This is a genomic window from Mesorhizobium sp. HAY1-8B, from assembly GCF_056868045.1.
The window spans coordinates 5,419,021-5,440,337 of the sequence record NZ_CP200321.1 but is presented as its reverse complement, the minus strand read 5'-3'; the positions used below and the strand labels follow the sequence as shown (position 1 = coordinate 5,440,337).

21 protein-coding genes are annotated in these 21,317 nt (G+C 63.7%); 11 read left to right on the top strand and 10 right to left on the bottom strand.

Going from position 1 to position 21,317, the window contains the following annotated elements; translation table 11 throughout:
- The first annotated feature begins 40 nt into the window (after positions 1-40).
- A complete protein-coding gene (locus tag AC1VON_RS26030) occupies positions 41-937 on the top strand; it encodes an NAD-dependent epimerase/dehydratase family protein (protein ID WP_172349728.1) in 897 nt (298 codons plus the stop codon).
- Between the two features lie 102 nt (positions 938-1,039).
- Positions 1,040-1,816, top strand: a complete 777-nt coding sequence (locus AC1VON_RS26025) for a FadR/GntR family transcriptional regulator (RefSeq protein WP_172349729.1) — start codon at positions 1,040-1,042, stop codon at positions 1,814-1,816.
- Between the two features lie 115 nt (positions 1,817-1,931).
- On the opposite strand, the gene AC1VON_RS26020 is transcribed toward AC1VON_RS26025, so the two are convergent.
- Positions 1,932-2,222 carry a DUF3175 domain-containing protein gene (locus AC1VON_RS26020; RefSeq protein WP_483125332.1) on the bottom strand — a complete coding sequence of 97 codons (291 nt, stop codon included), beginning with the start codon at positions 2,220-2,222 and terminating at the stop codon, positions 1,932-1,934.
- A 178-nt stretch (positions 2,223-2,400) separates the two neighbouring features.
- Here AC1VON_RS26020 and AC1VON_RS26015 point away from each other — a divergent pair, with 178 nt between their 5' ends.
- The 7 genes from AC1VON_RS26015 (at position 2,401) to AC1VON_RS25985 (ending at position 10,522) form a co-directional block, all read left to right on the top strand.
- Positions 2,401-3,630 carry an MFS transporter gene (locus AC1VON_RS26015; RefSeq protein ID WP_172349731.1) on the top strand — a complete coding sequence of 410 codons (1,230 nt, stop codon included), beginning with the start codon at positions 2,401-2,403 and terminating at the stop codon, positions 3,628-3,630.
- A gap of 162 nt (positions 3,631-3,792) precedes the next feature.
- Positions 3,793-4,821, top strand: coding sequence for an HTH-type transcriptional regulator GntR (gene gntR / locus AC1VON_RS26010; RefSeq protein WP_172349732.1), 1,029 nt, complete (start codon positions 3,793-3,795; stop codon positions 4,819-4,821).
- 307 nt (positions 4,822-5,128) lie between these two features.
- Positions 5,129-6,256, top strand: coding sequence for a sugar ABC transporter substrate-binding protein (locus AC1VON_RS26005; protein WP_483125331.1), 1,128 nt, complete (start codon positions 5,129-5,131; stop codon positions 6,254-6,256).
- A gap of 75 nt (positions 6,257-6,331) precedes the next feature.
- The gene (locus tag AC1VON_RS26000; protein ID WP_172349734.1) at positions 6,332-7,879 is read left to right on the top strand and encodes a sugar ABC transporter ATP-binding protein; all 1,548 of its coding nucleotides are present in this window, start codon (positions 6,332-6,334) and stop codon (positions 7,877-7,879) included.
- Positions 7,876-8,856: an ABC transporter permease gene (locus tag AC1VON_RS25995; protein WP_483125330.1), complete on the top strand. Its 981-nt coding sequence runs from the start codon at positions 7,876-7,878 to the stop codon at positions 8,854-8,856. Before AC1VON_RS26000 ends, AC1VON_RS25995 begins: the two co-directional genes overlap by 4 nt.
- A gap of 14 nt (positions 8,857-8,870) precedes the next feature.
- On the top strand, positions 8,871-9,857 hold the full coding sequence (locus AC1VON_RS25990) for an ABC transporter permease (protein WP_155772460.1): 987 nt from the start codon (positions 8,871-8,873) through the stop codon (positions 9,855-9,857).
- Between the two features lie 116 nt (positions 9,858-9,973).
- On the top strand, positions 9,974-10,522 hold the full coding sequence (locus AC1VON_RS25985) for a gluconokinase (RefSeq protein WP_483125329.1): 549 nt from the start codon (positions 9,974-9,976) through the stop codon (positions 10,520-10,522).
- On the opposite strand, the gene AC1VON_RS25980 is transcribed toward AC1VON_RS25985, so the two are convergent.
- The 3 genes from AC1VON_RS25980 to AC1VON_RS25970 form a co-directional block, all read right to left on the bottom strand.
- Positions 10,517-11,653, bottom strand: a complete 1,137-nt coding sequence (locus tag AC1VON_RS25980; protein WP_483125328.1) for a hypothetical protein — start codon at positions 11,651-11,653, stop codon at positions 10,517-10,519. The genes AC1VON_RS25985 and AC1VON_RS25980 overlap by 6 nt on opposite strands.
- Positions 11,654-11,750: 97 nt before the next feature.
- Positions 11,751-12,200, bottom strand: a complete 450-nt coding sequence (locus tag AC1VON_RS25975) for an RrF2 family transcriptional regulator (RefSeq protein ID WP_027029809.1) — start codon at positions 12,198-12,200, stop codon at positions 11,751-11,753.
- A gap of 250 nt (positions 12,201-12,450) precedes the next feature.
- On the bottom strand, positions 12,451-13,437 hold the full coding sequence (locus AC1VON_RS25970) for a sulfate ABC transporter substrate-binding protein (protein ID WP_172349738.1): 987 nt from the start codon (positions 13,435-13,437) through the stop codon (positions 12,451-12,453).
- A 230-nt stretch (positions 13,438-13,667) separates the two neighbouring features.
- Between AC1VON_RS25970 and AC1VON_RS25965 the strand changes: the two genes are divergently transcribed.
- Both AC1VON_RS25965 and AC1VON_RS25960 read left to right on the top strand, forming a co-directional pair.
- Positions 13,668-13,943: an antitoxin gene (locus AC1VON_RS25965; protein WP_172349739.1), complete on the top strand. Its 276-nt coding sequence runs from the start codon at positions 13,668-13,670 to the stop codon at positions 13,941-13,943.
- Complete coding sequence (locus AC1VON_RS25960) at positions 13,943-14,341, top strand: type II toxin-antitoxin system VapC family toxin (protein ID WP_172349740.1); 399 nt, start codon at positions 13,943-13,945, stop codon at positions 14,339-14,341. Before AC1VON_RS25965 ends, AC1VON_RS25960 begins: the two co-directional genes overlap by 1 nt.
- Before the next feature lie 15 nt (positions 14,342-14,356).
- Here AC1VON_RS25960 and AC1VON_RS25955 read toward each other — a convergent pair whose 3' ends face one another.
- The 6 genes from AC1VON_RS25955 to pbpC all read right to left on the bottom strand — a co-directional run bounded on the left by AC1VON_RS25955 (position 14,357) and on the right by pbpC (position 21,260).
- Positions 14,357-15,397, bottom strand: coding sequence for a sulfate/molybdate ABC transporter ATP-binding protein (locus AC1VON_RS25955; RefSeq protein WP_483125327.1), 1,041 nt, complete (start codon positions 15,395-15,397; stop codon positions 14,357-14,359).
- Positions 15,398-15,410: 13 nt separating this feature from the next.
- On the bottom strand, positions 15,411-16,295 hold the full coding sequence (gene cysW / locus AC1VON_RS25950) for a sulfate ABC transporter permease subunit CysW (RefSeq protein ID WP_172349742.1): 885 nt from the start codon (positions 16,293-16,295) through the stop codon (positions 15,411-15,413).
- Positions 16,288-17,139, bottom strand: a complete 852-nt coding sequence (gene cysT / locus AC1VON_RS25945) for a sulfate ABC transporter permease subunit CysT (protein ID WP_483125326.1) — start codon at positions 17,137-17,139, stop codon at positions 16,288-16,290. The genes cysW and cysT overlap by 8 nt, the downstream gene beginning before the upstream one ends.
- 71 nt (positions 17,140-17,210) lie before the next feature.
- Positions 17,211-18,239 carry a sulfate ABC transporter substrate-binding protein gene (locus AC1VON_RS25940; protein ID WP_056571863.1) on the bottom strand — a complete coding sequence of 343 codons (1,029 nt, stop codon included), beginning with the start codon at positions 18,237-18,239 and terminating at the stop codon, positions 17,211-17,213.
- Positions 18,240-18,448: 209 nt separating this feature from the next.
- Complete coding sequence (locus AC1VON_RS25935) at positions 18,449-19,177, bottom strand: M15 family metallopeptidase (RefSeq protein ID WP_483125325.1); 729 nt, start codon at positions 19,175-19,177, stop codon at positions 18,449-18,451.
- Positions 19,170-21,260, bottom strand: coding sequence for a penicillin-binding protein 1C (gene pbpC, locus AC1VON_RS25930; RefSeq protein ID WP_483125324.1), 2,091 nt, complete (start codon positions 21,258-21,260; stop codon positions 19,170-19,172). Before pbpC ends, AC1VON_RS25935 begins: the two co-directional genes overlap by 8 nt.
- Between the last annotated feature and the right edge of the window lie 57 nt (positions 21,261-21,317).

The window sequence follows — 21,317 nt, the reverse complement described above, 5'->3', positions numbered from 1 at the left end:
ACAATAGACGGGGATTCCAGAGCCTGTCATGGAGACCAGAATGACGAAGCGGATCATGTTCACCGGCGGCAGCGGCAAGGCTGGGCGCCATGTCGTGCAATATCTTGTCGAGCAGGGCTGCCAGGTGCTCAACATCGACACCAAGCCGCTCGACAATCCCAAGGTGCGCACGCTGATCACCGACATTACCGACAGCGGGCAGGTGTTCAACGCGCTGTCGAGCTATATGGGCCTGCACGAATTCGACCCGTCGCTGCGCCCGCAGCCGGTGGATGCGGTGGTGCATTTCGCCGCCATCCCGCGCATCATGATCACGCCCGACAACGAGGTGTTCCGGATCAATGCGATGGGCACCTATAACGTCATTGAGGCGGCGGTGAAGCTCGGCATCCGCAAGATCATCATCGCTTCCTCCGAGACAACCTATGGACTGGTGTTCGCCAACGAGCCGCGCGATCCCAAATATTTCCCGCTCGACGAGGAGTATGATGTCGATCCGATGGATAGCTACGCGCTGTCCAAGATCGTCAACGAGAAGACCGCGCGGGCTTTCGCGCAACGCAACGGCACCGACATCTATGCCTTGCGCATCGGCAATGTCATCGAGCCGCACGAATATTCGCTGTTTCCGAAATGGTTCGCCGATCCCGGTTTTCGCAAGCGCATTGCCTGGAGCTATGTCGACGCGCGCGATCTTGGGCAGATCACGCTACGCGCCATCGAGAAGGACGGTCTCGGCTACCAGGTGTTCAACGCGGCCAATGACGATACCTCGTCCGACCTGCCGACGGCGGAACTCCTGAAGCGCTTCTATCCGGGCGTGCCGGTCAAGGCCGAACTTGGTGAATATGAGACGCTGCTGTCGAACCGCAAGGCGCGCGACATGCTGGGCTTCCGCCCGGAACACAGCTGGCGCAAATACGTCAAAACGGCCTGACCGAGCGAACAAGAGAGGCTGGGCTGTGCATAGCGGGGCGCTTTGCGGCCCAACCGTTCCGTGGTGCTTGACAGCTTCCGCAAACCAGCCTTTCTGAAGCGTATGCGGGACGCGAAGCCGAACAAGGAAAAATCGCCTGTTAAGGCGGATGCCGCCGAGCGCTCGACCGGTGTTCGCCGGCCCGACGCGGCGCGTATTCCCGGCGCCAGCGTGCACACGTCGCTGGCGAGCGAGATCGGTCTGCGGATCGTGCGCGGCGACTATCCGCCCGGCACCATCCTGCCCAACGAAGCCAAATGGTCGGAGACCTTCAGCGTCAGCCGCTCGGCGGTGCGTGAGGCGATCAAGATGCTGATGGCCAAGAGCCTGCTTGCATCCCGCCCCAAGATCGGCAGTTGGGTGGAGCCGAAGGAACGCTGGAACCTGCTCGACCGCGATGTGCTCGCCTGGTACGCGACGTCGCCGGACCGCGAGGTGTTCCTGAAGACGGTGCAGGAGTTCCGCCACATCATCGAGCCGGAAGCGACCGCTTTCGCGGCGATGCGGCGGACCGACGAGCAGATGGCCGAGATCAGCCAGGCCTGCCGCGAGATGGGCGAGGCTGCCAGCCTGCAGGAGCGCACCCGCGCCGACACGCGCTTTCATCTCGCCATCCTGCGCGCCTCCGGCAACGATCTTCTGGTGCCGCTTGGCGTGCTGATCGAATCCGCGTTCGATCACCTGTTCACCTTCACCACCCGGGAAGTCGATGATCTCAACCATGCGCAAAAGCTGCATGAGGCGATCGAGAAGAACATCCGGCTGCAACGCCCGGACGCGGCGCGAGCCGCGGTTCGCAAGCTGCTGGCCAACACCGACCACGTGATCAAGTCGCGCTAGGGTGAATTGATGTCCAGGTGATGCCGGCCCGCGAACGGCAGTTTACGCCCCGCACCGGTTCTCGAGAACCACCATTCTCGGCTCGTCCTGAATCTCAACAAACCCTAGGCCGGAGCTACTCTTCCTTCTCGCGGCCGAAGGCCACGCGCAGTTCGTCCTTGGCGTGCTCGAGCACCTGTCTGCGCGCGGCGGGCAGGTTCTTGCCGGCGCGGTTGATGTAGAAATTCAGCATCGACATCGCTGACTGGAAGGGTTCGGCCTTGCGGCGGTGGCTGTGCTCGGCCGACCGCTTGAGCGAGGCGGCGATCTTTTTGGCGTCGTCGGATTCGAAGACGTGATCCTCAAGATCCATCGCGTCGCTGTGCTCGGTCACCTCGGCCGACCATTTCTTCTTGGCTATGGTCATGGCTGGGACTCCTTTGCGGGTTCGCTGATCGGAAAACTCCAGACATTGGCGTCGGTTCCCGCCTTCGTGCCCGCTCTGGAGCCACGGATTTGCTGGCCGTGGCGCTGCTGTGGGCTGAGAATGTGCCGATAGTGGCCGAAACGGCAGCCGATTTCGAGACCGCCGACAGGAAACGCCTTTGACCCGAACCGACTTGAGCCGGCCCAGTCCCGGCATCGACAGTTCCTACGCGTGGATGCGGCTGGCCATCTCAATGCTGCTGGCGACCATCGGTGCGGTCGGCATGTGGGCGGTGGTCGTGGTGCTGCCTGCCGTGCAGGCCGAGTTCGGCGTCGACCGTGCCGCGGCATCGATGCCCTACACCGCGACCATGGTTGGCTTTGCCGCCGGCAATGTGCTGGTCGGCCGCGCCATCGATCGCATGGGCTATTGGATCCCGGCGCTGTTCTCTTCCGTGGCGCTCTCCGCCGGCCTGCTGCTCGCCGCGCTTTCGACCTCGATCCTGCAATTCACCCTTGCCCAAGGGGTGCTGATCGGTGTCGGCACTTCGGTGATCTTCGGGCCGCTGATCGCCGACATCTCGCACTGGTTCAACCGGCGGCGCGGCGTCGCTGTGACAGCGGCGGCGGCCGGCAACTACCTCGCCGGCGCGCTCTGGCCCACCATCATGCCGACGCTGATCAAGGCGGAAGGCTGGCGCTTCACCTACGCGGCGATCGGTGTCTTCTGCCTGGTCACCATGGTGCCCCTGGTGCTGTTGCTGCGACGCGGTGCTCCTGACGCGGCCGCTGCTGGCTCGCCCGGGAGCCGGCCGGTGCAGCCGATTCCCATGTCGCCGGCGGCGCTGCAAATGCTGCTGGTCGTTGCCGGCCTCGGCTGTTGCGTGGCGATGTCGATGCCACAGGTGCACATCGTCGCCTATTGCATGGATCTTGGCTACGGCATGGCGCATGGCGCCGACATGTTGTCGATCATGATGGCGGCGGGCGTCGTCAGCCGGCTTGCCTCCGGCTTTATCGCCGATCGCATCGGCGGTGCGAAAACCTTGCTCATCGGTTCGGTGCTCCAGTGCCTGTCGCTGCTGTTTTACATTCCGTTCGACGGACTGGCCTCGCTCTACGTCGTGTCGCTGGTGTTCGGCCTGTCGCAAGGCGGCATCGTGCCTTGCTATGCGATCATCGTGCGCGAGTACCTGCCCGCCAAGGAGGCTGGCCAGCGTATCGGCATCGTCATGATGGCGACGATCTTCGGCATGGCGATCGGCGGCTGGATGTCGGGTTGGATCTACGACCTGACCGGTTCCTACGCCGCCGCCTTCCTCAACGGAATCGCGTGGAATCTGCTGAACATAGTGGCGATCGGGCTGTTCATGTGGAAGGCAAGGCACAGAGCCGTCATGGCAGCCTGACGCGAGCGGCGGGGCGCGGTTCTGAGCACCTCGGCTTGACAACGGGCAGGCACTGCGCGACCCCAGAGGCCGAAGGGTGCGGCAACAGGCCGGTGAGATGGCGATAGCTCAGATGATCATATTGCGGGCGCGCTTCGGCTGCCATGCGCACGAGCCGTGGCCTTGATCAAGCCGCGCTCGCGCCGGGGCGGCGGCCGCCCGACCATTTCGGATGTCGCGCGCAAGGCCGGCGTCGGCGCCATCACAGTGTCGCGCGCGCTGCGTGAGCCGGAGCGTGTCAGCCTGGATTTGCGCCGTCAGATCCAGGCCGCCGTCGACGAGCTTGGCTATGTGCCGGACCCCAATGCGCGGGCTCTGGCCTCGGCGCGCGCCGAAGTGTTCGGCGTGCTGGTGCCCTCGCTCACCAACAACGTCTTCGCCGAGGTGGTGCGCGGCATTTATGACAGCCTGTCGGACAGCCCGTTCCGCATCCAGCTGGGCAACACGCATTATTCGGGACTGGAGGAAGAGCGGCTCTTGCAGGTGTTCGGCTCGCAGCGGCCGGCGGCGCTGATCGTGGCCGGCATCGACCAGACGCCAACCTCGCGAAAACTGCTGGAAAATGCCGGTTGCCCGGTGGTGCAAGTGATGGAGACCGGGCCGGATCCCGTCGACATGATGGTCGGCTTCTCGCATCTCGACGGCGGCAGGACGGCGACCGAACACCTGATCGAGGTGGGGTATCGACGCATCGGCTTCATCGGTGCGCGCATGGATCCGCGCTCGCAGCGGCGCCTGGCTGGTTATCGCGCCGCGATGGAGAAAGCCGGGCTGTTCGACCCGCGCCTGATCACCACCACGCCGGTGCTGTCCAGCGTGTCGCTCGGCCGCGAAATGTTTCGCGATGCCCTTGCCAAGATGCCGACGCTCGACGGCGTGTTCTGCAACAATGACGATATCGCGCTCGGTGTGCTGTTCGAATGCCATCGCGCCGCGATCGATGTGCCGAAGACGATCGGCATCGTCGGCTTCAACGATCTCGATATGATGCAGGTGGCCTTTCCCTCGATCACCAGCATCCGCACCCATCGCTACGAAATCGGGCGGCGCGCGGTGGCCATGGCGCTGGCGGCGATCGCCGGCGACCGACCGGAGCAACGCATCGTTGACCTCGGCTTCGAGCTCAAGCGCCGCGAGAGCACGGCCCGCTGAACACACTTTCGGGAACGACCGCAAATGGCGCTTTACACAACGTCATGGTAGCGCTACCATTTTCACTGAACGGGCACCGCCAGCAAAGGTATTGCGCCTGTTTATTATACATAAGCAACAGTTCATGCTTGTTTATTATGTATAATATGATAGATTTTCCCCTGATCGATGGGGGCGGCAAGGGGAGGGATCGCGGAGGTCTTCGGCACCTGGCAGGCGTGACTGGGCAAGGCGGAGGGGCCAGCCCGAAACGCGAAAATTCCATAAACTGAACCGACACTCAGAACTGCAATCGGGAGGATTATCGATGATCAAGTCACTTGTCGGTGGCATTGTTGCCGCCAGCGCATTCGTCATGCTCAACTCGGCCGCCATGGCCGCCGGCCCGGAAATCGTATCCGGTCCCGCCGCCCAGGCCGACTGCTTCGTGCCGTGGAGCGCGGACACGAAATTCTTCAAATATCCAAAGAAGGAAGGCCCGTTCCGCATCGCCTTCGCCAATGGCTATATCGCCAATACCTGGCGCATCCAGATGGTGCAGACGGCCAAGGCCTATGCGGCCCAGCCCGAGGTCAAGGCCAAGATCAAGGAATTCAAGGTCGTCTCGACCGGCGAGGACGTCCCGGCGCAGATCTCGGCGATCAACAATTTCATCGATTCCGGCTATGACGCCATCGTCACGGACGCGCAGAATCCGACCGCTTTCGGTCCGGTCATCAAGCGCGCCAAGGAAGCCGGCATCGTTCTGGTCGCCTTCGACAACATCCTCGACACCAAGGATGCCATCAACGTCAATGTCGACCAGAAGGGTCTTGGCGAATTGTGGGCCAAGTGGCTGGTCGAGAAGGTGCCGAATGGCGGCAAGATCCTCGAGGTGCGCGGTGTGGCCGGCACCTCCGTCGATACCGATCGCCACAATGGCATCCATGAAGTGCTCGACGCCTCCGGCAAGAAATGGGACGTCACCGAAGTCGCCGGCAAATGGGATGACGGCGTGGCGCAGAAGGTGACCGCCGACGCCATCGCCACCAACGGTCCGTTCGACGGCATCACCGGCCAGGGCGGCGATACGGGCATCGTCCAGGCGATGATCGATGCCAAGCATCCGTTCGTGCCGTTCGGCGGTGAAACCGAAAACGGCTTCCGCAAGTTCTGCGCGGCCCATTCCGCCGATGGCCTGAAATGCACCTCCGCTGGCTCCGGTCCGGCCCAGGTTGCCGTCGCCATCAAGACCGCGATCGCGGCACTCGAAGGCGAGGTGGTGCCGCAGGAAGTGAAGCTGCCGCTGGCTGTCGCCACGGATCCGGACATGAAGGAAGGCACCGATTACTTCCCGAAGGAATCCGACAATTTCTTCGTCGGCAATTCCTTCCCGACCTGCGGCATCAATTTCAGTGCCCAGGAAATCATGGGGCAGACCAAGGAAAACCAGTAATCGCTGGCCAATGCCTGGCGCCGCGGCTTACCCCGTGGCGCCAGCCTGCAATCCCACAATGGCCCTGGAGGGTTGATGGACGGTGCGGCTCCTCTCTTTCGCATGGAAGGCATATCCAAGCGCTACGGCGGCGTGCGGGCGCTGGAAAAGGCCGAGCTTGCGGTCGAAGCCGGCAGCATCCACGCCATTCTCGGTGAAAACGGCGCCGGCAAATCGACGCTGATCAAGGTCATGGCCGGTGTCGTGGCGCCCGACGAGGGCCGCATGATGCTGGACGGCCGCGAAGTGACTTTCGCGTCGCCCGGTGCGGCGAACAAGGCCGGCATCGTCTGCATCTTCCAGGAACTGTCGCTGATCCCCGAGCTCAGCGTTGCCGACAACATCGTCATTTCCGACCCGCCCAAACGCTTCGGCATGATCGACCGCAAGGCGCAGCGCCGCATCGCGGAGGAAGCCCTTGCCCGCGCCGGCGCGGCCGACATCCATCCGCTGGCGCTGGTCAAGGACCTGCCGCTGTCGCGCCGGCAGATGGTCGAGATCGCCAAGGCGTTGGCCAGAAAACCGCGAATCCTGATCCTCGACGAGGCAACCTCGGCGCTGACGGCGGCGGATGTCTCGAAGATATTCGGCGTCTTGAAGCGGCTGCGCTCGGAAGGGTTGGCGCTGCTCTACATCTCGCACCGCATGAACGAGATCGCCGAACTTGCCGATCAGTGCACGGTGTTCCGCAACGGCCGCAACGTCGCCAGCTACAAGGCCGGCTCGAAGAGCGACAATGAGGTGGTCGAACTGATGATCGGCCGCGAATACAGCCACATCTTTCCGCCCAAACCGGCGGCTGCACCGGCCAGCGCCGCCCCCAGGCTCGAAGCGCGCAAGCTCTCCTGGGCCGACCGGCTGCACGACATCTCGCTGACCGTCAGGGCGGGCGAGGTCGTCGGCCTCGGCGGTCTTGACGGCCAGGGCCAGCGCGAATTGCTGCTTGCCTTCTTCGGGGTGCTGCGCGGCCTTGCCGGCGAGGTGCTGATCGACGGCAAGCCGGTGGCCATCAGCAGTCCCGCCGTGGCCCGCCAGGACGGCATCGGCATGGCGCTCATTCCGGAGGACCGCAAGACGGAAGGCTTGATGCTGCCGATGACGGTGCGCGAGAACCTGTCCTTTGCCGCGCTCGACCGGCTGTCCAGGAGCGGCATCATCGATCGCGCCGCCGAGCAGCGGCTGATCGACGATATGGTTGGCCTGCTCGCCATCAAGACGGCGGGTCTCGACATTCCGGTCGGCGCGCTGTCGGGTGGCAACCAGCAGAAGGTGGTCATCGCCAAATGGCTGATGCGCCAGCCGCGCATCATCCTGCTCAACGATCCGACGCGCGGCATCGATGTCGGCACCAAGCAGGAGATCTACCAGCTGATGCGCAAGCTGGCGGATGCGGGTGCGGCGATCCTGTTCTATTCGACCGATTATGACGAGCTGATCGGCTGCTGTGACCGTGTGCTGGTGCTTTACGATGGCGCAGTCAAGCGCGAACTGGTCGGCGCCGAGATCACCGAGCGGGCGCTGATATCGAGCGCGCTCAACATCCATGGCGAGGAGAGCCCGGTGGGCCTGGGAGCAAGCGTGTGAAAGATTGGCGCTACTGGCTGGCCGAGCAGCGCGGAACGCTGCTGGCGCTCGGCATCTTCATCGTCATGTTCGTCATCTACACCTCGAACCATCCGGCCGGATTTACCGCCAATGTGGTGCAGACGGCGGCCAACAAGGGCGTGCTGCTCGCCTTCGTCGCCATGGCGCAGACGCTGGTGGTGATCACCGCCGGCATCGACCTGTCCGTCGGCATGATCTTCCTGCTCACCAACTGCCTGGCTTCCTGGCTGGTGGTGGGCACGCCGGCGCAGACGGCGCTCGGCGTCATCGCCGTGCTGGCGGTCGGCCTTCTGTGCGGCGCCATCAACGGCGCCATCGTCATCTATGGACGACTGCAGCCGATCGTCGCCACCATCGCCACCGGCGCCGTCTATTACGGTATCGGTCTTTTGCTGCGGCCATTCCCGGGCGGCTCGGTCAATGAGGATCTTGCTGATGCGCTGACCGGCCGCGTGTTCAGCGTGGTGCCGGCGAGCCTCGTCGTGCTGCTCGCCATCGTGCTGGTGGTCTGGGTGCCGTTCAGCCGCTCGGTGCTTGGCCGGGCGGCTTACGCGGCGGGATCGTCGGAGACGGCGGCCTACATGTCGGGCGTGCCGATCCGGCGCGGCAAGTTCGCCGCCTACACGCTGGCCGGCCTGCTGGCATCGATCGGCGGTCTGTTCCTGACCTTCTTCACCTATACGGGCGAAGCGGCCTATGCCAGCGGCAACTCCTACACGCTGTTCTCGATCGCCGCCGTGGTGCTCGGCGGCGTCTCGCTGTTCGGCGGCAAGGGCAGCGCCATTGGCGCCATCTTCGGCGCGCTCGCTTTCCGCACCATTGGCGATCTGTTGTTCGTGTTCGATTTCGATCCGCTCTGGCAGCCTTTGTTCCAGGGCGTTATCCTGCTGGTCGCCGTCAGCCTCGGCGCCTTCGCCCTGTTTCGGGTCCGCAACCGGCTGGAGTGGTTCCTGTGAGCGAGACGACGCCGATGGTTGGGAAGAGCGACGGCGGCATTGCCGGCCGCATGCCGAAATTCATCCGCCGCGCCGATCCGGCGGTGCTGACGGCTTTTGCCTGCATCGTGGTGCTGCTGTTGCTGGGCAGCCTCTATTCGCGCAGCTTCCTGTCGCCTGAATATCTACTGCAGCAGCTCAAGGTGGCCTCATTCCTCGGTGTCATCGCCACCGGCATGATGCTGGTCATCCTGCTGGGCCAGATCGACTTGTCGGTGCCCTGGGCGGTGGCGGCGGGCGCTATGATGGCATGCGCGGCGGCGGCCTACGGTCCGGTCGGCGTCGCGCTGGCCATCCCGTTCGGCATCTTCTGCGGCGTGCTGATCGGCGTCGTCAACGGCATCGGCGTTGCCTATCTGCGCATCCCCTCGATGATCATCACACTTGCCACCAACGCCGTCGCGCAAGGGCTGATGGTGGTCTACACCGGGGGCTTCTCGCCGCAGGATTCGGCCACCGGCGCCATGCGTTACCTCGCCACCGGCTTCGCCATTCCGGGCGTCCCCAACGCGGTCATCATCTGGGCGTTGATCGGGGCCGCGATGGTGTTCGTGCTGACCCGCACCGGTTTCGGCCGCACCGTCTACGGCATCGGCAACCGCGAGCGCGCCGCCTATCTCTCGGGCATCGACACAAGGCGCGTGGTGATGATCGCCTTCGCCGTCTCCGGCGGGCTCTCCGCCTTCGGCGGCGTGCTTCTGGCCGGCTATGCCTCCAAGGCGGCGCAGTCGATGGGCGATGCCTATCTCTTGCCGTCGATCGCCGCGGTCGTGCTTGGCGGCACCTCGATCCTCGGCGGGCGCGGGTCCTATCTCGGCACCGTTGCCGGCGTCATCCTGATCACGCTCCTGCAATCCATCCTTTCGGTCATGCAGATGCCGGAGGCGGGGCGGCAGATCATCTATGGCGTCGTCATCGTCGCCATGCTGTTGCTCTACGGCCGCGCGCCGGCAAGCCGCTAGAGCCGGATGATTTCAGGTCGAATCGACCTGAAATCTGAATCCGCCTCTAAATCAAGGAGATAGAGCATGATGTCGTCCGAAAGCCGCTTCACACTTTTCGGCATCATGCTCTAGCCGTGGACGAAGAAGCAGCGCAGGCGCCGACGCGCGCCCCCGGCTCAGTGCCTCCGGCCATCGTGGTGATGGGCGTCGCCGGCTGCGGCAAGTCGGCCGTCGGCACCGCGCTGGCGGCCGCGCTGGGCGCCATCTTCATCGAGGGCGACAGGCTGCACCCGCCCGAGAATGTCGCCCGCATGGCAAGCGGCGAGCCGCTCACCGATCAGCTGCGCGAAGGCTGGCTCGATGCGATCGGCGAACACATCGCGGCATCGGTCGGCAAAGGGCAAGGCGTGGTCGCGGCCTGCTCGGCGCTGAAGCGCGGCTATCGCGAACGTCTGCGCGGCTTTTGCCTTGATATCACCTTCCTCTACCTGGAGATCGACCCGGCGACGGCGAGCGAGCGGGTCGCCAGCCGGAAGGGGCATTTCATGCCGGCCAGCCTGGTCGACAGCCAGTTCGCCATACTGGAGCCGCCGGGGAGGGATGAGCGGGCACTGACGATCGACGCGACGAAACCCGTCGCTGATGTGATTGCCGACGCGATCCGGCTGCTGGCTAAATCATGAGCCGGTATCGTCGGTTGTCATGGCATCGTCCGGGGCTTCCGTCAGCCTTCGGCTGCTGGACCAGATCAGCATCTGTTCGGGAAACTGTTTCAGCGCTTCGAGCAGCCGGTCGCGCTTGAGCAGGATATAGCGTGCCTGTCGCACCATGTCCTTGGTTCCGTCCCGTCCCATTTCCGCTTCAGGCGGCAGCAGCTCCGGGCTGATGACGGCCCGGTATTCACGGAAGGGAATGGTCTCGAAGGTCGACATTGCAAACAGCGCCGCCTTGCCCCTTGCGGCGAAATTCGCCGGTGCGGAGGCAAGGTGTGTCCAGCCGCCTTCGCCGATCGCGACCTCGGTGAAGGTTGAGCCTGCATGGATGGTGTTGGTCATCAGCACCACGCCATTGCGCTTCAGGATCTTCTGGATGCGGATGGTGACCTGATAGGCATCGTCGCGCTCAAAGACGATACGGCTCTTGAGGTAGCGGTTCTCGACCTTGACCATCGGCGGGTTCAGGAAACGCAGACCGAACATCGATTCCGAGACACCGTGTGAATTGACGCTCACCTGATGCGCCTCGATGCCCGCCTCGTGCAAGGCGCGCTTGCCGAAGATGGTCTGGGAGGTGAACTGATCGCACCAGATGATGGCGCCGTGGCCGCGCCGCAGTCCCGCCTGCAGTCCTTCCTGTCCCTCCAGCCGGACAATCGGAGACCACCGGAAACCGGCGAGGTGCGCTGCAAGCTGCAGCCGGCGGCGGTGGCGCGCCGCGAGCAATGCCTCGAACAGCTTGCGTGCGTCGATGCCGCCGCCCAGCACCGCGCGCGTCGCGGCGGCATAGCCTGGAAATTGCTTGCGCATATGGCGTTTCAGGCGAAGCCTGGACATCCGATCGCAAACCGATGCCCACCAGCGCACCGGCACTGAAGCCGCGACCATGATATAGAAGGCGGCCAGGAGGGTTTCGCGCAGGTCCTGGTTCGAGAACCGGCGCACCTTGCCGGGGCGGACGATCCTGCGGCTGAAGAAGCGCACGTCCTCAGCCCTTTCCGGCACAAGGACATCGGCGATGATTTCAGTCTGGAACCTGGCCGTGGGCGTCGGTCCGCGGGCAGCCTTTCGGGATTTCGCGAACGTCGACAGCCTCATTCAGGGGCGTCCATCTGTTCCTGTTGCAAGACCGCTTTAATGCGCCTGCGCGCATCGCGCAATCTCACGGGATGAACGGTGTTCGCCAGCCGTCGATCTAGATCTGCGAGGACAGCTCGACCGGGAAATCGTCGTTATCGGCATCGCGCATGGCGGCGAGGCTTCTGTTGTCGAGCACCTCGGCGATCGCCTGCCGCACTTCCAGCATCATGTGCCGGACCTGGCAGGTCGCTTCGTCGCAATCCTCGCAGCGCTGGTACTGTGTGCGGCTGGCGCAGGGAATGGGCGCCAGCGGCCCGTCGAGCACGCGCACGACGTGGCCGATCTTGATCTCCGAGGCCGGGCGGGCGAGGCGATAGCCGCCTTCCTTGCCCTTGCGGCTCTGGACGAAGCCCGCATTGCGCAATTCGCCCAGGATGGCATCCAGGAACTTCTTCGGGATGTTGTTGGCGACGGCGATGTCGTTGACGAAGGCCAATTGCCCAATCGGGAGACTGGAAAGATGCACGAGGGCCTTGAGGCCGTATTTGCCTTTTTTTGTCAGCATGCCCGAGTCAACCCGTTGAAACCCCAACCACCCCGCATCTGGCGGCTGTTTGTGTGCAAATAATGACGGTTTTGCCGCGCAATGGTATTTTGCGAAAGCGAGATGCCAAATGGCACGTTAGGCACAAACGCGTTGATTCTTTGTAACGTTTCGCAGGGATGGCGCTGTATTCGCCATGGCTGAAGGCAAAAACGAAGAAAGCCGGCTCATTGCCGGCTTTGCTTATCTGCTCAATATGTGCCGTGAGCCTTCAGCGGCTGCCATAGGCCTGATCGAGCAGGCCGCCGGCGGCGAAATGCTCTTTCTGGATCTTGTCCCAGCCGCCGAAGACGTCTTCCACGGTCAGCAGGCGTACCTCAGGGAAGTCAGCCTTGTATTTGGCTGCGACGGCTGCGTCACGCACGCGGTTGCCGTTCTGTGCGAGGATGTCCTGGCCTTCGGGTGTGTAGAGGAAGTCGAGATAGGTCTTGGCCAGATCGCGCGTGCCGTGCTCGTCGGCGACCTTGTCGACGATCGCCACCGGAAATTCGGCGAGCAGACTGACCGAAGGCGTGACCTGCTCGAACTTGTCGTCGCCATACTCCTTGCGGATGCCGCGCGTCTCGGATTCGAAGGTGATCAGCACGTCGCCGATTTCACGCTGCACGAAAGTGGTGGTCGCGGCGCGGCCGCCCGTGTCGAAGATCGGAACATTGTTGAACAGCTTGGTGATGAACTCCTTCACCTTGGCATCGTCGCCCTTGAAGGCTTCCTTGGCGTAGGCCGTGGCCGCCAGATAGGTGTAGCGCGCATTGCCCGAGGTCTTCGGGTTGGGGAAGATCACCTGGACGTCGTCGCGCACCAGATCGTTCCAGTCCTTGATATGCTTGGGGTTGCCTGCGCGGACAAGGAACGAGGGCAGCGAATAGAACGGCGAGGCGTTGTCGGGAAAGTCCTTCTGCCAGTCGGCGGATACGAACCCTTTCTTGGCCAGGAAATCGATGTCGGTGACCTGGTTGAAGGTGACGACATCGGCGCCAAGGCCTTCGGCGATCGCGCGCGCCTGCGCCGAGGTGCCGGCATGCGACTGGTCGACGGTCACGCCCGGATGCCCTGATATGAAGGCCTTGTTGACCTGAACGAACAGTTCGCGGCCAACGTCATAGGAGGCGTTGAGCAGCTTGTCGGCCGACCAGGCTTGGGAGGATGCGAGGAACAGGCCGGCGACGGTGGCAACGCCGAGGAAAAATCGCTTCATGAAAAAGGCTCCGGATGCAATGCGTTACCGCTGGACGATAGCCGTGGCGCAGGGGTGGGGCGAGGCATGCATAACGGTTCCGCGACCTTGCCACGAGAAAAGATGTGGCCAACACAATGGGTCCTTAGAATTCTGTTCCAGATGACACTCACTTCGGCCTGCGTTTTTTGTGCCTTGTCCAGGGGCTGTCGTTTGGCATATACATATGGCATATACAAACGGAAGCAACCATGCCCCAGCATCGTCATTCAACAACGCCGCCACCGAAGGAGGCGAAGCTGTTCCGCAACAATCGCAGCCAGGCGGTGCGCATTCCTGTCGAGTTCGAGCTTCCCGGCGAGAAGGTTCTGATCAGCCGCGAAGGCGACCGCCTTGTCATCGAGCCGCTCCGCAAACCCGGCCTTACCGCGCTGCTCGCCCAATGGGCGAAAGAGCCACCGCTTGGTCCTGAGGACGACTTTCCCGAGATCAAGGATGCGCCCGTTGAAGCTGAGGACATTCTTTGATGCGGTTCATGCTGGATACGAACATTATCAGCGACATGATCCGCAACCCGGCCGGCAAGGCCGCCAGTGCAATGGTGCGCGAAGGAGACGCGGCTGTTTGCACCAGTATCGTCGTCGCCTCTGAATTGCGATATGGCTGTGCCAGGAAGGGGTCGGCCAAGCTCCTCAAGAAGGTCGAGGACCTGCTGGCCGAGATCCCTGTCTTGCCACTCGACGTGCCCGTGGATGCCGAGTACGGCGCACTTCGCGCCGAGTTGGAGTCCGTTGGCCAACCCATTGGCCACAATGACCTTTTTATTGCCGCTCACGCCTGTGTATTGGGTACCACGCTGGTGACGGCCAATATTGGGGAGTTCACCCGGATAGGGAAGCTGAAGGTCGAGAACTGGCTGGAATAGCGCCTGACCCGAAGATCAGACTACCGGAAATAGCTTCCAACGCCCGGGACGGAACGCCACCCGGCTTTTCTGTGCCGCTGGATGATCGACGGGCAGTTCGATCTCGACCCGCTGGCGATCGCCTCCGATCTCGAGCTCCACCCGGCGCGTGCCCGCGACGCGGCGGCTGGCGGCGACCGTGCCGGCGATGCAGCCGCTGCAGCCATCCAGCAATTCGACATCGTGCGGGCGGAAGTAGAGCGTCGCCTCGCCCTCGGTCGCGTGCGGCGCCGACAACCCGATCGGGCGATCAGCGAGCCAGACCTCGCCATTCTCGACCTTGACGGGAAGCGAGCTTGATTCGCCGATGAAGCCATAGACGAAGGGCGAGTTCGGCGTGTCGTAGATATCGTCGGCGGTGCCGACCTGCTCGATGCGGCCCTGGCTCATCACCACCACGCGGTCGGCAAGTTCCAGCGCTTCTTCCTGATCGTGGGTGACGAAGACGGTGGTGTGGCCGGTGCGGTCATGTATCTCACGCAGCCAGCGGCGCAGTTCCCGGCGTACCTGGGCATCGAGCGCGCCGAAAGGCTCGTCGAGCAGCAGCACCTTGGGTTCGATCGCCATGGCGCGGGCCAGCGCGACACGCTGGCGCTGGCCGCCAGACAACTGCGCCGGATAGCGCTTCTCCAGCCCTGAAAGCTGGACGAGGTCGAGAAGCTCGGAGGCGCGGCGGCGGATTTCCTGTGCCGGCGGCCGCGAAGGCCCATGCCGGACCTTCAGGCCGAAGCCGATATTGTCAGCCACGGTCATGTGCCGGAACAGTGCATAATGCTGGAACACGAAGCCGACATTGCGCTCCTGGATCGACTTCTGCGAAGCGTCCTCGTCGCCGAAGAAGATTTTTCCACGGGTCGGCCGCTCCAGCCCGGCGATCAGCCTGAGCAGCGTCGTCTTGCCGGAGCCGGACGGCCCCAGCAATGCGATCAGTTCGCCCGACTTGATGTCGAGCGATACGTCGTGGAGCGCCGGAAACCGCTCGAACTCCTTGCGCACGTTGGCAACGCGAACTTCCATACAAATCCCTCTGTCAGTGTCCGCGCGTCGCGGCGAGTTCGGCGCCGTAGCGCATCTCGAGCAGTGTTTTCAAGACCAGCGTGACGAGCGCCAGCCCGGCAAGCAGTGAGGCGACGGCAAAGGCGCCGACCGCGTTGTACTCGTTGTAAAGAATTTCGACATGCAGCGGCATGGTGTTGGTCAGGCCGCGTATATGGCCCGACACCACCGACACCGCGCCGAATTCGCCCATGGCGCGGGCGTTGCACAGGAGCACGCCATAGAGCAGGCCCCATTTGACATTGGGCAGCGTCACATACCAGAAGGTCTGCCAGCCATTGGCGCCGAGCGAAAGGGCTGCCTCCTCATCGCCATTGCCCTGTTCCTGCATCAGCGGGATCAGTTCGCGGGCGACGAAGGGGAATGTGACGAAGACGGTGGCCAGCACAATACCTGGCACGGCGAACAGGATTTGGATGCCATGTCCCTTCAGCCAATCTCCGAGCAACCCTTGAGCGCCGAACAAAAGCACATAGACCAGGCCGGAGATGACCGGCGAGACTGAGAAGGGCAGGTCGATCAGCGTGGTCAGGAACGCCTTGCCCTTGAATTCGAACTTGGCGATGGCCCAGGCGGCGGAGATGCCGAAGACGACATTGAGCGGCACCGAGATTGCCGCGACGAGCAGCGTCAGGCGGATGGCCGAGCGTGCGTCCGGCTCGCCCAGCGCTTGCGTATAGGCGCCGACGCCTTTCGCCAGCGCTTCGTGGAAGACGATGATCAGCGGCAAGAGCAGAAAGACGCCGAGGAAGACGAAGGCGATGGCCATCAGTACGGCTTGTGCCGGACGGCTTTCGGTCACCGCCGCCGAGCGGCTCTCATGATACGGTTCGTAGGATTTGATTTCGGGATCAGCCATAGCGCTTGCGGCTCCATGTCTGCACGAGATTGACGACCAGAAGCATGACGAACGACAGAGCGAGCATGATCGCCGCGATCGCGGTCGCCGCCGGATAGTTGTATTCCTCCAGCCGGATGACGATCAAAAGCGGCGCGATCTCGGATTTATAGGGCAAATTGCCCGCGATGAAGATGACCGAGCCGTATTCACCGACGCCGCGCGCGAACGCCAGCGAAAAGCCGGTGATGATGGCCGGCGCCAGGCCCGGGAACAGCACGCGGGTGACGATCTGGAAGCGGCTGGCGCCAAGCGTGGCGGCTGCTTCCTCCACCTCCTTGTCGATCTCCTCCATGATCGGCTGCACGGTGCGCACGACGAAGGGCAGGCCGATGAAGACCAGTGCGACGACGATGCCGAGCGGCGTGTAGGCGACCTTGATGCCGAGCGGCATCAGCAATTTGCCGATCCAGCCGTTCGGCGCGTAGAGCGTGGTCAGCGCGATACCGGCGACCGCGGTCGGCAGCGCGAAGGGCAGGTCGACCATTGCGTCGACGATGCGGCGGCCGGGAAAGCGGTAGCGCACCAGCACCCAGGCGACGAGCGTGCCGAAGACGACATTGACGGCAGCCGCGAGAAAGGCGGTGCCGAAGCTGATTTCCAGCGCATTGATGGTGCGGCGGTCGCTGGCGATCGCCCAGAATTCAGCCCAGCCGAGAGAGGCCGAGCGCCAGATCAGCCCGGATAGCGGAATGAGGATGATGAGGGTGAGGTAGGCAAGCGAGAAGCCGAGCGTCAATCCGAAACCCGGAATGACACTCGGCTGCTTGAACCGCCACCCCGCCTGCGCGGGAGCTGTCGTCATGAAATTCTGGATTGTCCCTTCTTATTCAACCGGACTTTGCTTGAAGCTAGCTTCCTCAGCACAACCGAACCTCACTGGGCCGGCTTGTAAATCTGGTCGAATATACCACCGTCGCCGAAATGATAAGGCTGCGCTTTCTTCCAGCCGCCGAAAAGCGGATCGTCGATCGAGATCAGCTTGATGTCGGGGGTCTTGGGCAGATCCGCTGGTGCGACGAGCTCGGGCTTGGCCGGACGATAGTGGTTCTTGGCGATGATCGTCTGGCCTTCCTTGGAATAGAGCCAGCCGAGATAGGCCTCGGCCACCTTGCGCGTGCCCTTGGCATCGACGTTGGCGTCGACAATCGCCACCGGCGGCTCGGCCAGGATCGACGTCGGCGGATAGACGATCTCGAAATTGTCGGCGCCGAATTCGTCGAGCGCCAGATAGGCATCGTTTTCCCAGCCGATCAGCACGTCGCCGATGCCCTTTTGCGCGAAGGTGACGGTCGAGCCGCGCGCACCGGTGTCGAGAACCGGGGCATTGGCGTAAAGCTTGCCGACGAATTCCTTGGTCTTGGCCTCGTCGCCGCCGTCATGGGCATTGGCATAGGCCCAGGCGGCCAGATAGTTCCAGCGTGCGCCACCCGAGGTCTTGGGGTTGGGGGTGATCACCTGGGTGCCGTCCTTGACGAGGTCATTCCAGTCGTGAATCCCCTTGGGATTGCCCTTGCGAACCAGGAAGATGATGGTCGAGGTGTAAGGCGCTGAATTGTTTTCGAATTTCTTGCGCCAGTCGGGATTGATCTTCTTCGACTTCGAGACGATGGCGTTGATGTCGCCCTCGAGCGCCAGCGTGACCACGTCGGCGTCGAGGCCGTCGATCACGGCGCGGGCCTGGGCACCCGATCCGCCATGCGACTGCTGGATCGTCACCGTCTCGCCGGTCTCGGCTTTCCAATGGGCGACGAAAGCCTCGTCATAGGCCTTGTAGAGCTCGCGTGTCGGATCATAGGACACGTTGAGGATGGTGGTGTCGGCGAACGCGAAACCGAGCGTGCCGAACTGGACAGATGTGGCGACCAGTGCGCCGAGCAGTTTCCTGAAATGAGGTTTGGTCATTTCCGCCTCCGTTGAACCGCGCCAAATCTAGCGAATTGATAGAAATTAGATGCATCGAATGTTGCCTTTTTTGCCCTCCTGAAGAAAATCTTCGACGATCTTCCGCCACATCGGGAAATATCTTCCTCGCCGACGCACTACGCGGACTAGAGGGTCCTATCTAGAGATGCGCCATGCCGCGGCAAGGCCGTTTGGGCTTGGTCCGGCAATTACTCGGCGCTCACCGGGAAATCGAAGCGCTGCTTTGGAAAGGGCTCGTGCCCGAGCGTAAAATGCCACCATTCGCGGGCGTAGTTCTTGAAGCCGCCGGCAAGCATGGCCTCGACAAGCCGCTTGCGGTTTGCTGTCACTTGACTGCCGAGCGGTCTGTGCGCTGTCTCGCTCATCGGGTCGAAACAGTCGAAACCGGTGCCGAAGTCGAGTGTATCGGCATCGATGGCGCCACAGGCAGGTTTGGAGACTGATGGACCGTCGACCCGCGCAATCGCGACATCGACGGTCGAACCGCGCGAATGGGTTGACAGTTCACCGACATACCCCTTGGCGATGAGATCGCCACGCCGGACCCTGGGATACCATTGCGGGTCGGGCGGACCGCCCGCTCGCGTCCATTCGCCCATGTCGGCGACAGCGCGGGCAGGGCGGTAGCAGTCGAACACGACCAGCGTCAGGCCTTTCGCGGCGATCGCCTGCTGGACGCCGGCAAGAGCTTGCGCCGCCTGCCGGGTGAGAATGCAGATCGGTGCGTCGTAGCCATTCACCTTGCGGTGCAGGAAATCGTCCGGTCCGGCGTAACGAATGTCCTGGCGGATGGAGGGATCGATATCGGCGAGCCGAACGAAGCCGGTTGGGAGGGGGTCGGCATGTGCCTGCAGAACGGGAGCGACCGTCAGCGCGTAAAAGCCAACGCGCAGAATCGCCTGGTGCACTCTATTCAACGAACACTTTCACGCTGGCCGCTCGCCCGGCCGCGTCGATCACCGTCAACGTCGAATAGCCCGCGCCGTCGGGCAGCCAGGTCGCGGTGCGGCGTCGATCGATGCCAGTGAGCGGCTTGCCGTTGGCCAGCCAGCGAAACGGCGCGCGGCCGCCTTGCAGTTTCAGCACCAGCGGCGAGGCATCGGCCGAATTCGTGGCGAGATCGACACGGGCGCCGTCCGGCGGGAAGATGATGGTTGGGGCGGGCTCGGTCGGTGTCGCCTGCACCAGCCCGTCGGCACCGGCGCCGAAGCGGGCGAGTGTCACCGGCAGATCCTCGCGCTTGGGGGTGAAGGCGCCAGGCGGCTTGCCCGGCAGCGGCACGGTGGCGAGGCCGGAGCGGACAAAGCCCTCGAACAGGATCGGGGCCGCCGAGACATAGCCGGAGAGGCCCGGCACGGCGCTGGCATCGGGACGGCCAACCCAGACGCCCAGCACATAGCGGCCGTCGAAGCCGACCGACCATGCATCGCGGTAGCCGTAGGACGTGCCGGTCTTGTAGGCGATGCCGCGCTGCAGGGCGCCTTCCGGCGGTTTCACGCCCGACAATATGTCGATGATCTGCCAGTTGGCCTGGTCGTTGAGGATGGTGGCGGTGGTGCGTTCGGCATTGGCGGGCTCGGTGCCGTCATGCAGCGTGTGCGTCTTGCCGCCATTGGCGAGGCCCGTATAGAGCTGGACGAGATCGCGCAGCGTGACGCCAACGCCGCCAAGGCCGATGGCCAGGCCGGGCGCCTCGTTGACCGGCAGGATCGGATTGACGCCGGCCTGGCGGAAGCGCGCTGTCAGCCGCGCCGGGCCGACCGCGTCGAGCACGCGGATGGCCGGCACGTTGAGCGACAGTTGCAGCGCCTGGCGGATCGAGACATCGCCCTGATAGCCCATGTCGAAGTTCTTGGGCCTGTAGCCGCCGAAATCGACCGGGCTGTCCTCGATCAGCGTTTCCTGCGCCACCAGTCCCTGCTCGAAGGCGAGGCCATAGATGAACGGCTTCAGCGTCGAGCCGGGCGAACGCACGATCTTGGTCATGTCGATCCAGCCGGAGCGGCTGGAATCGAAGAAATTGGCCGAGCCGACTTCGCCGAGGATGTCGCCGGTCCGGGAATCGGCCAGCACCATGGCGACGGAGAGGCGCGGCCCGAGCTTGGTGGCGGCGTCGCGCGCCACCTGCTCCAATCCTTGCTGGACGCTTTTGCGGATCGTCAGCTTGAGCGGCTGGCCGGGAACGGCCCTGGGCAGCATCGCATAGGCGGCGTGCGGGGCAAGTGCCGGCAGAGTGCGGCGCAGGCCAGACACGTCGTCGAGGGCGGCGCGTGCCGCCTCGCGTTCGCCGATCAGGCCCGAGGACACCATGCGGGTCAGCACCCGGTCGCGGGCGGCGTGGGCGATTTCGAGATTGCGGTCGGGCCGGCGCTTTTCCGGCAATTGGGGCAGCGCCACGAGCAAGGCGGCTTCGGAGACGGTGAGCCGCTTCGGCTCCTTGCCGAAATAGGCGAGCGAAGCGGCGCGCACGCCTTCCAGGTTGCCGCCATAGGGCGCCAGTGTCAGATAACGTTCGAGGATCTCGCGCTTGGACAGCCGCCGCTCGATCTGGATGGCGCGCAGCATCTGCTTGACCTTGGAGCCGAGGCTGCGGCTTTCGCGCGGCTCGATCAGGCGCGCAAGCTGCATCGAGAGCGTCGAGCCGCCGGAGACGATGTGGCCGCTGGTTGCGAACTGGCCGGCGGCTCGGCAAAGCGCCAGCACGTCGACACCCTCATGGTCCCAGAAGCGCTTGTCCTCATAGGTGACCAGCATGTCGACGAACTGCTTGTCGACCTGATCGAGCCTGGTTTCCAGCCGCCAGTAGCCGTCCGGCGTGGCGAAGGCGCGCAACAGCTGGCCATCGCGGTCCTGGACTTCCGTCGAGACGGTGAGCTCCGCCGGCAAGGGGGGAGGGAAGGCGCGGTCGAGTTCCCACAAGGCGGCTGTGGCGACCGCCGCAAAACCCGCCAGGGCGGCAACGGCGATGCCTGTTCGACGGAGAGATTTTCTGGAGAGCATGGTGCTGCCCCTCATCCGCCTGCCCGTCCCCCGCAGCAGCTGCGCTGCAGCTGCGGA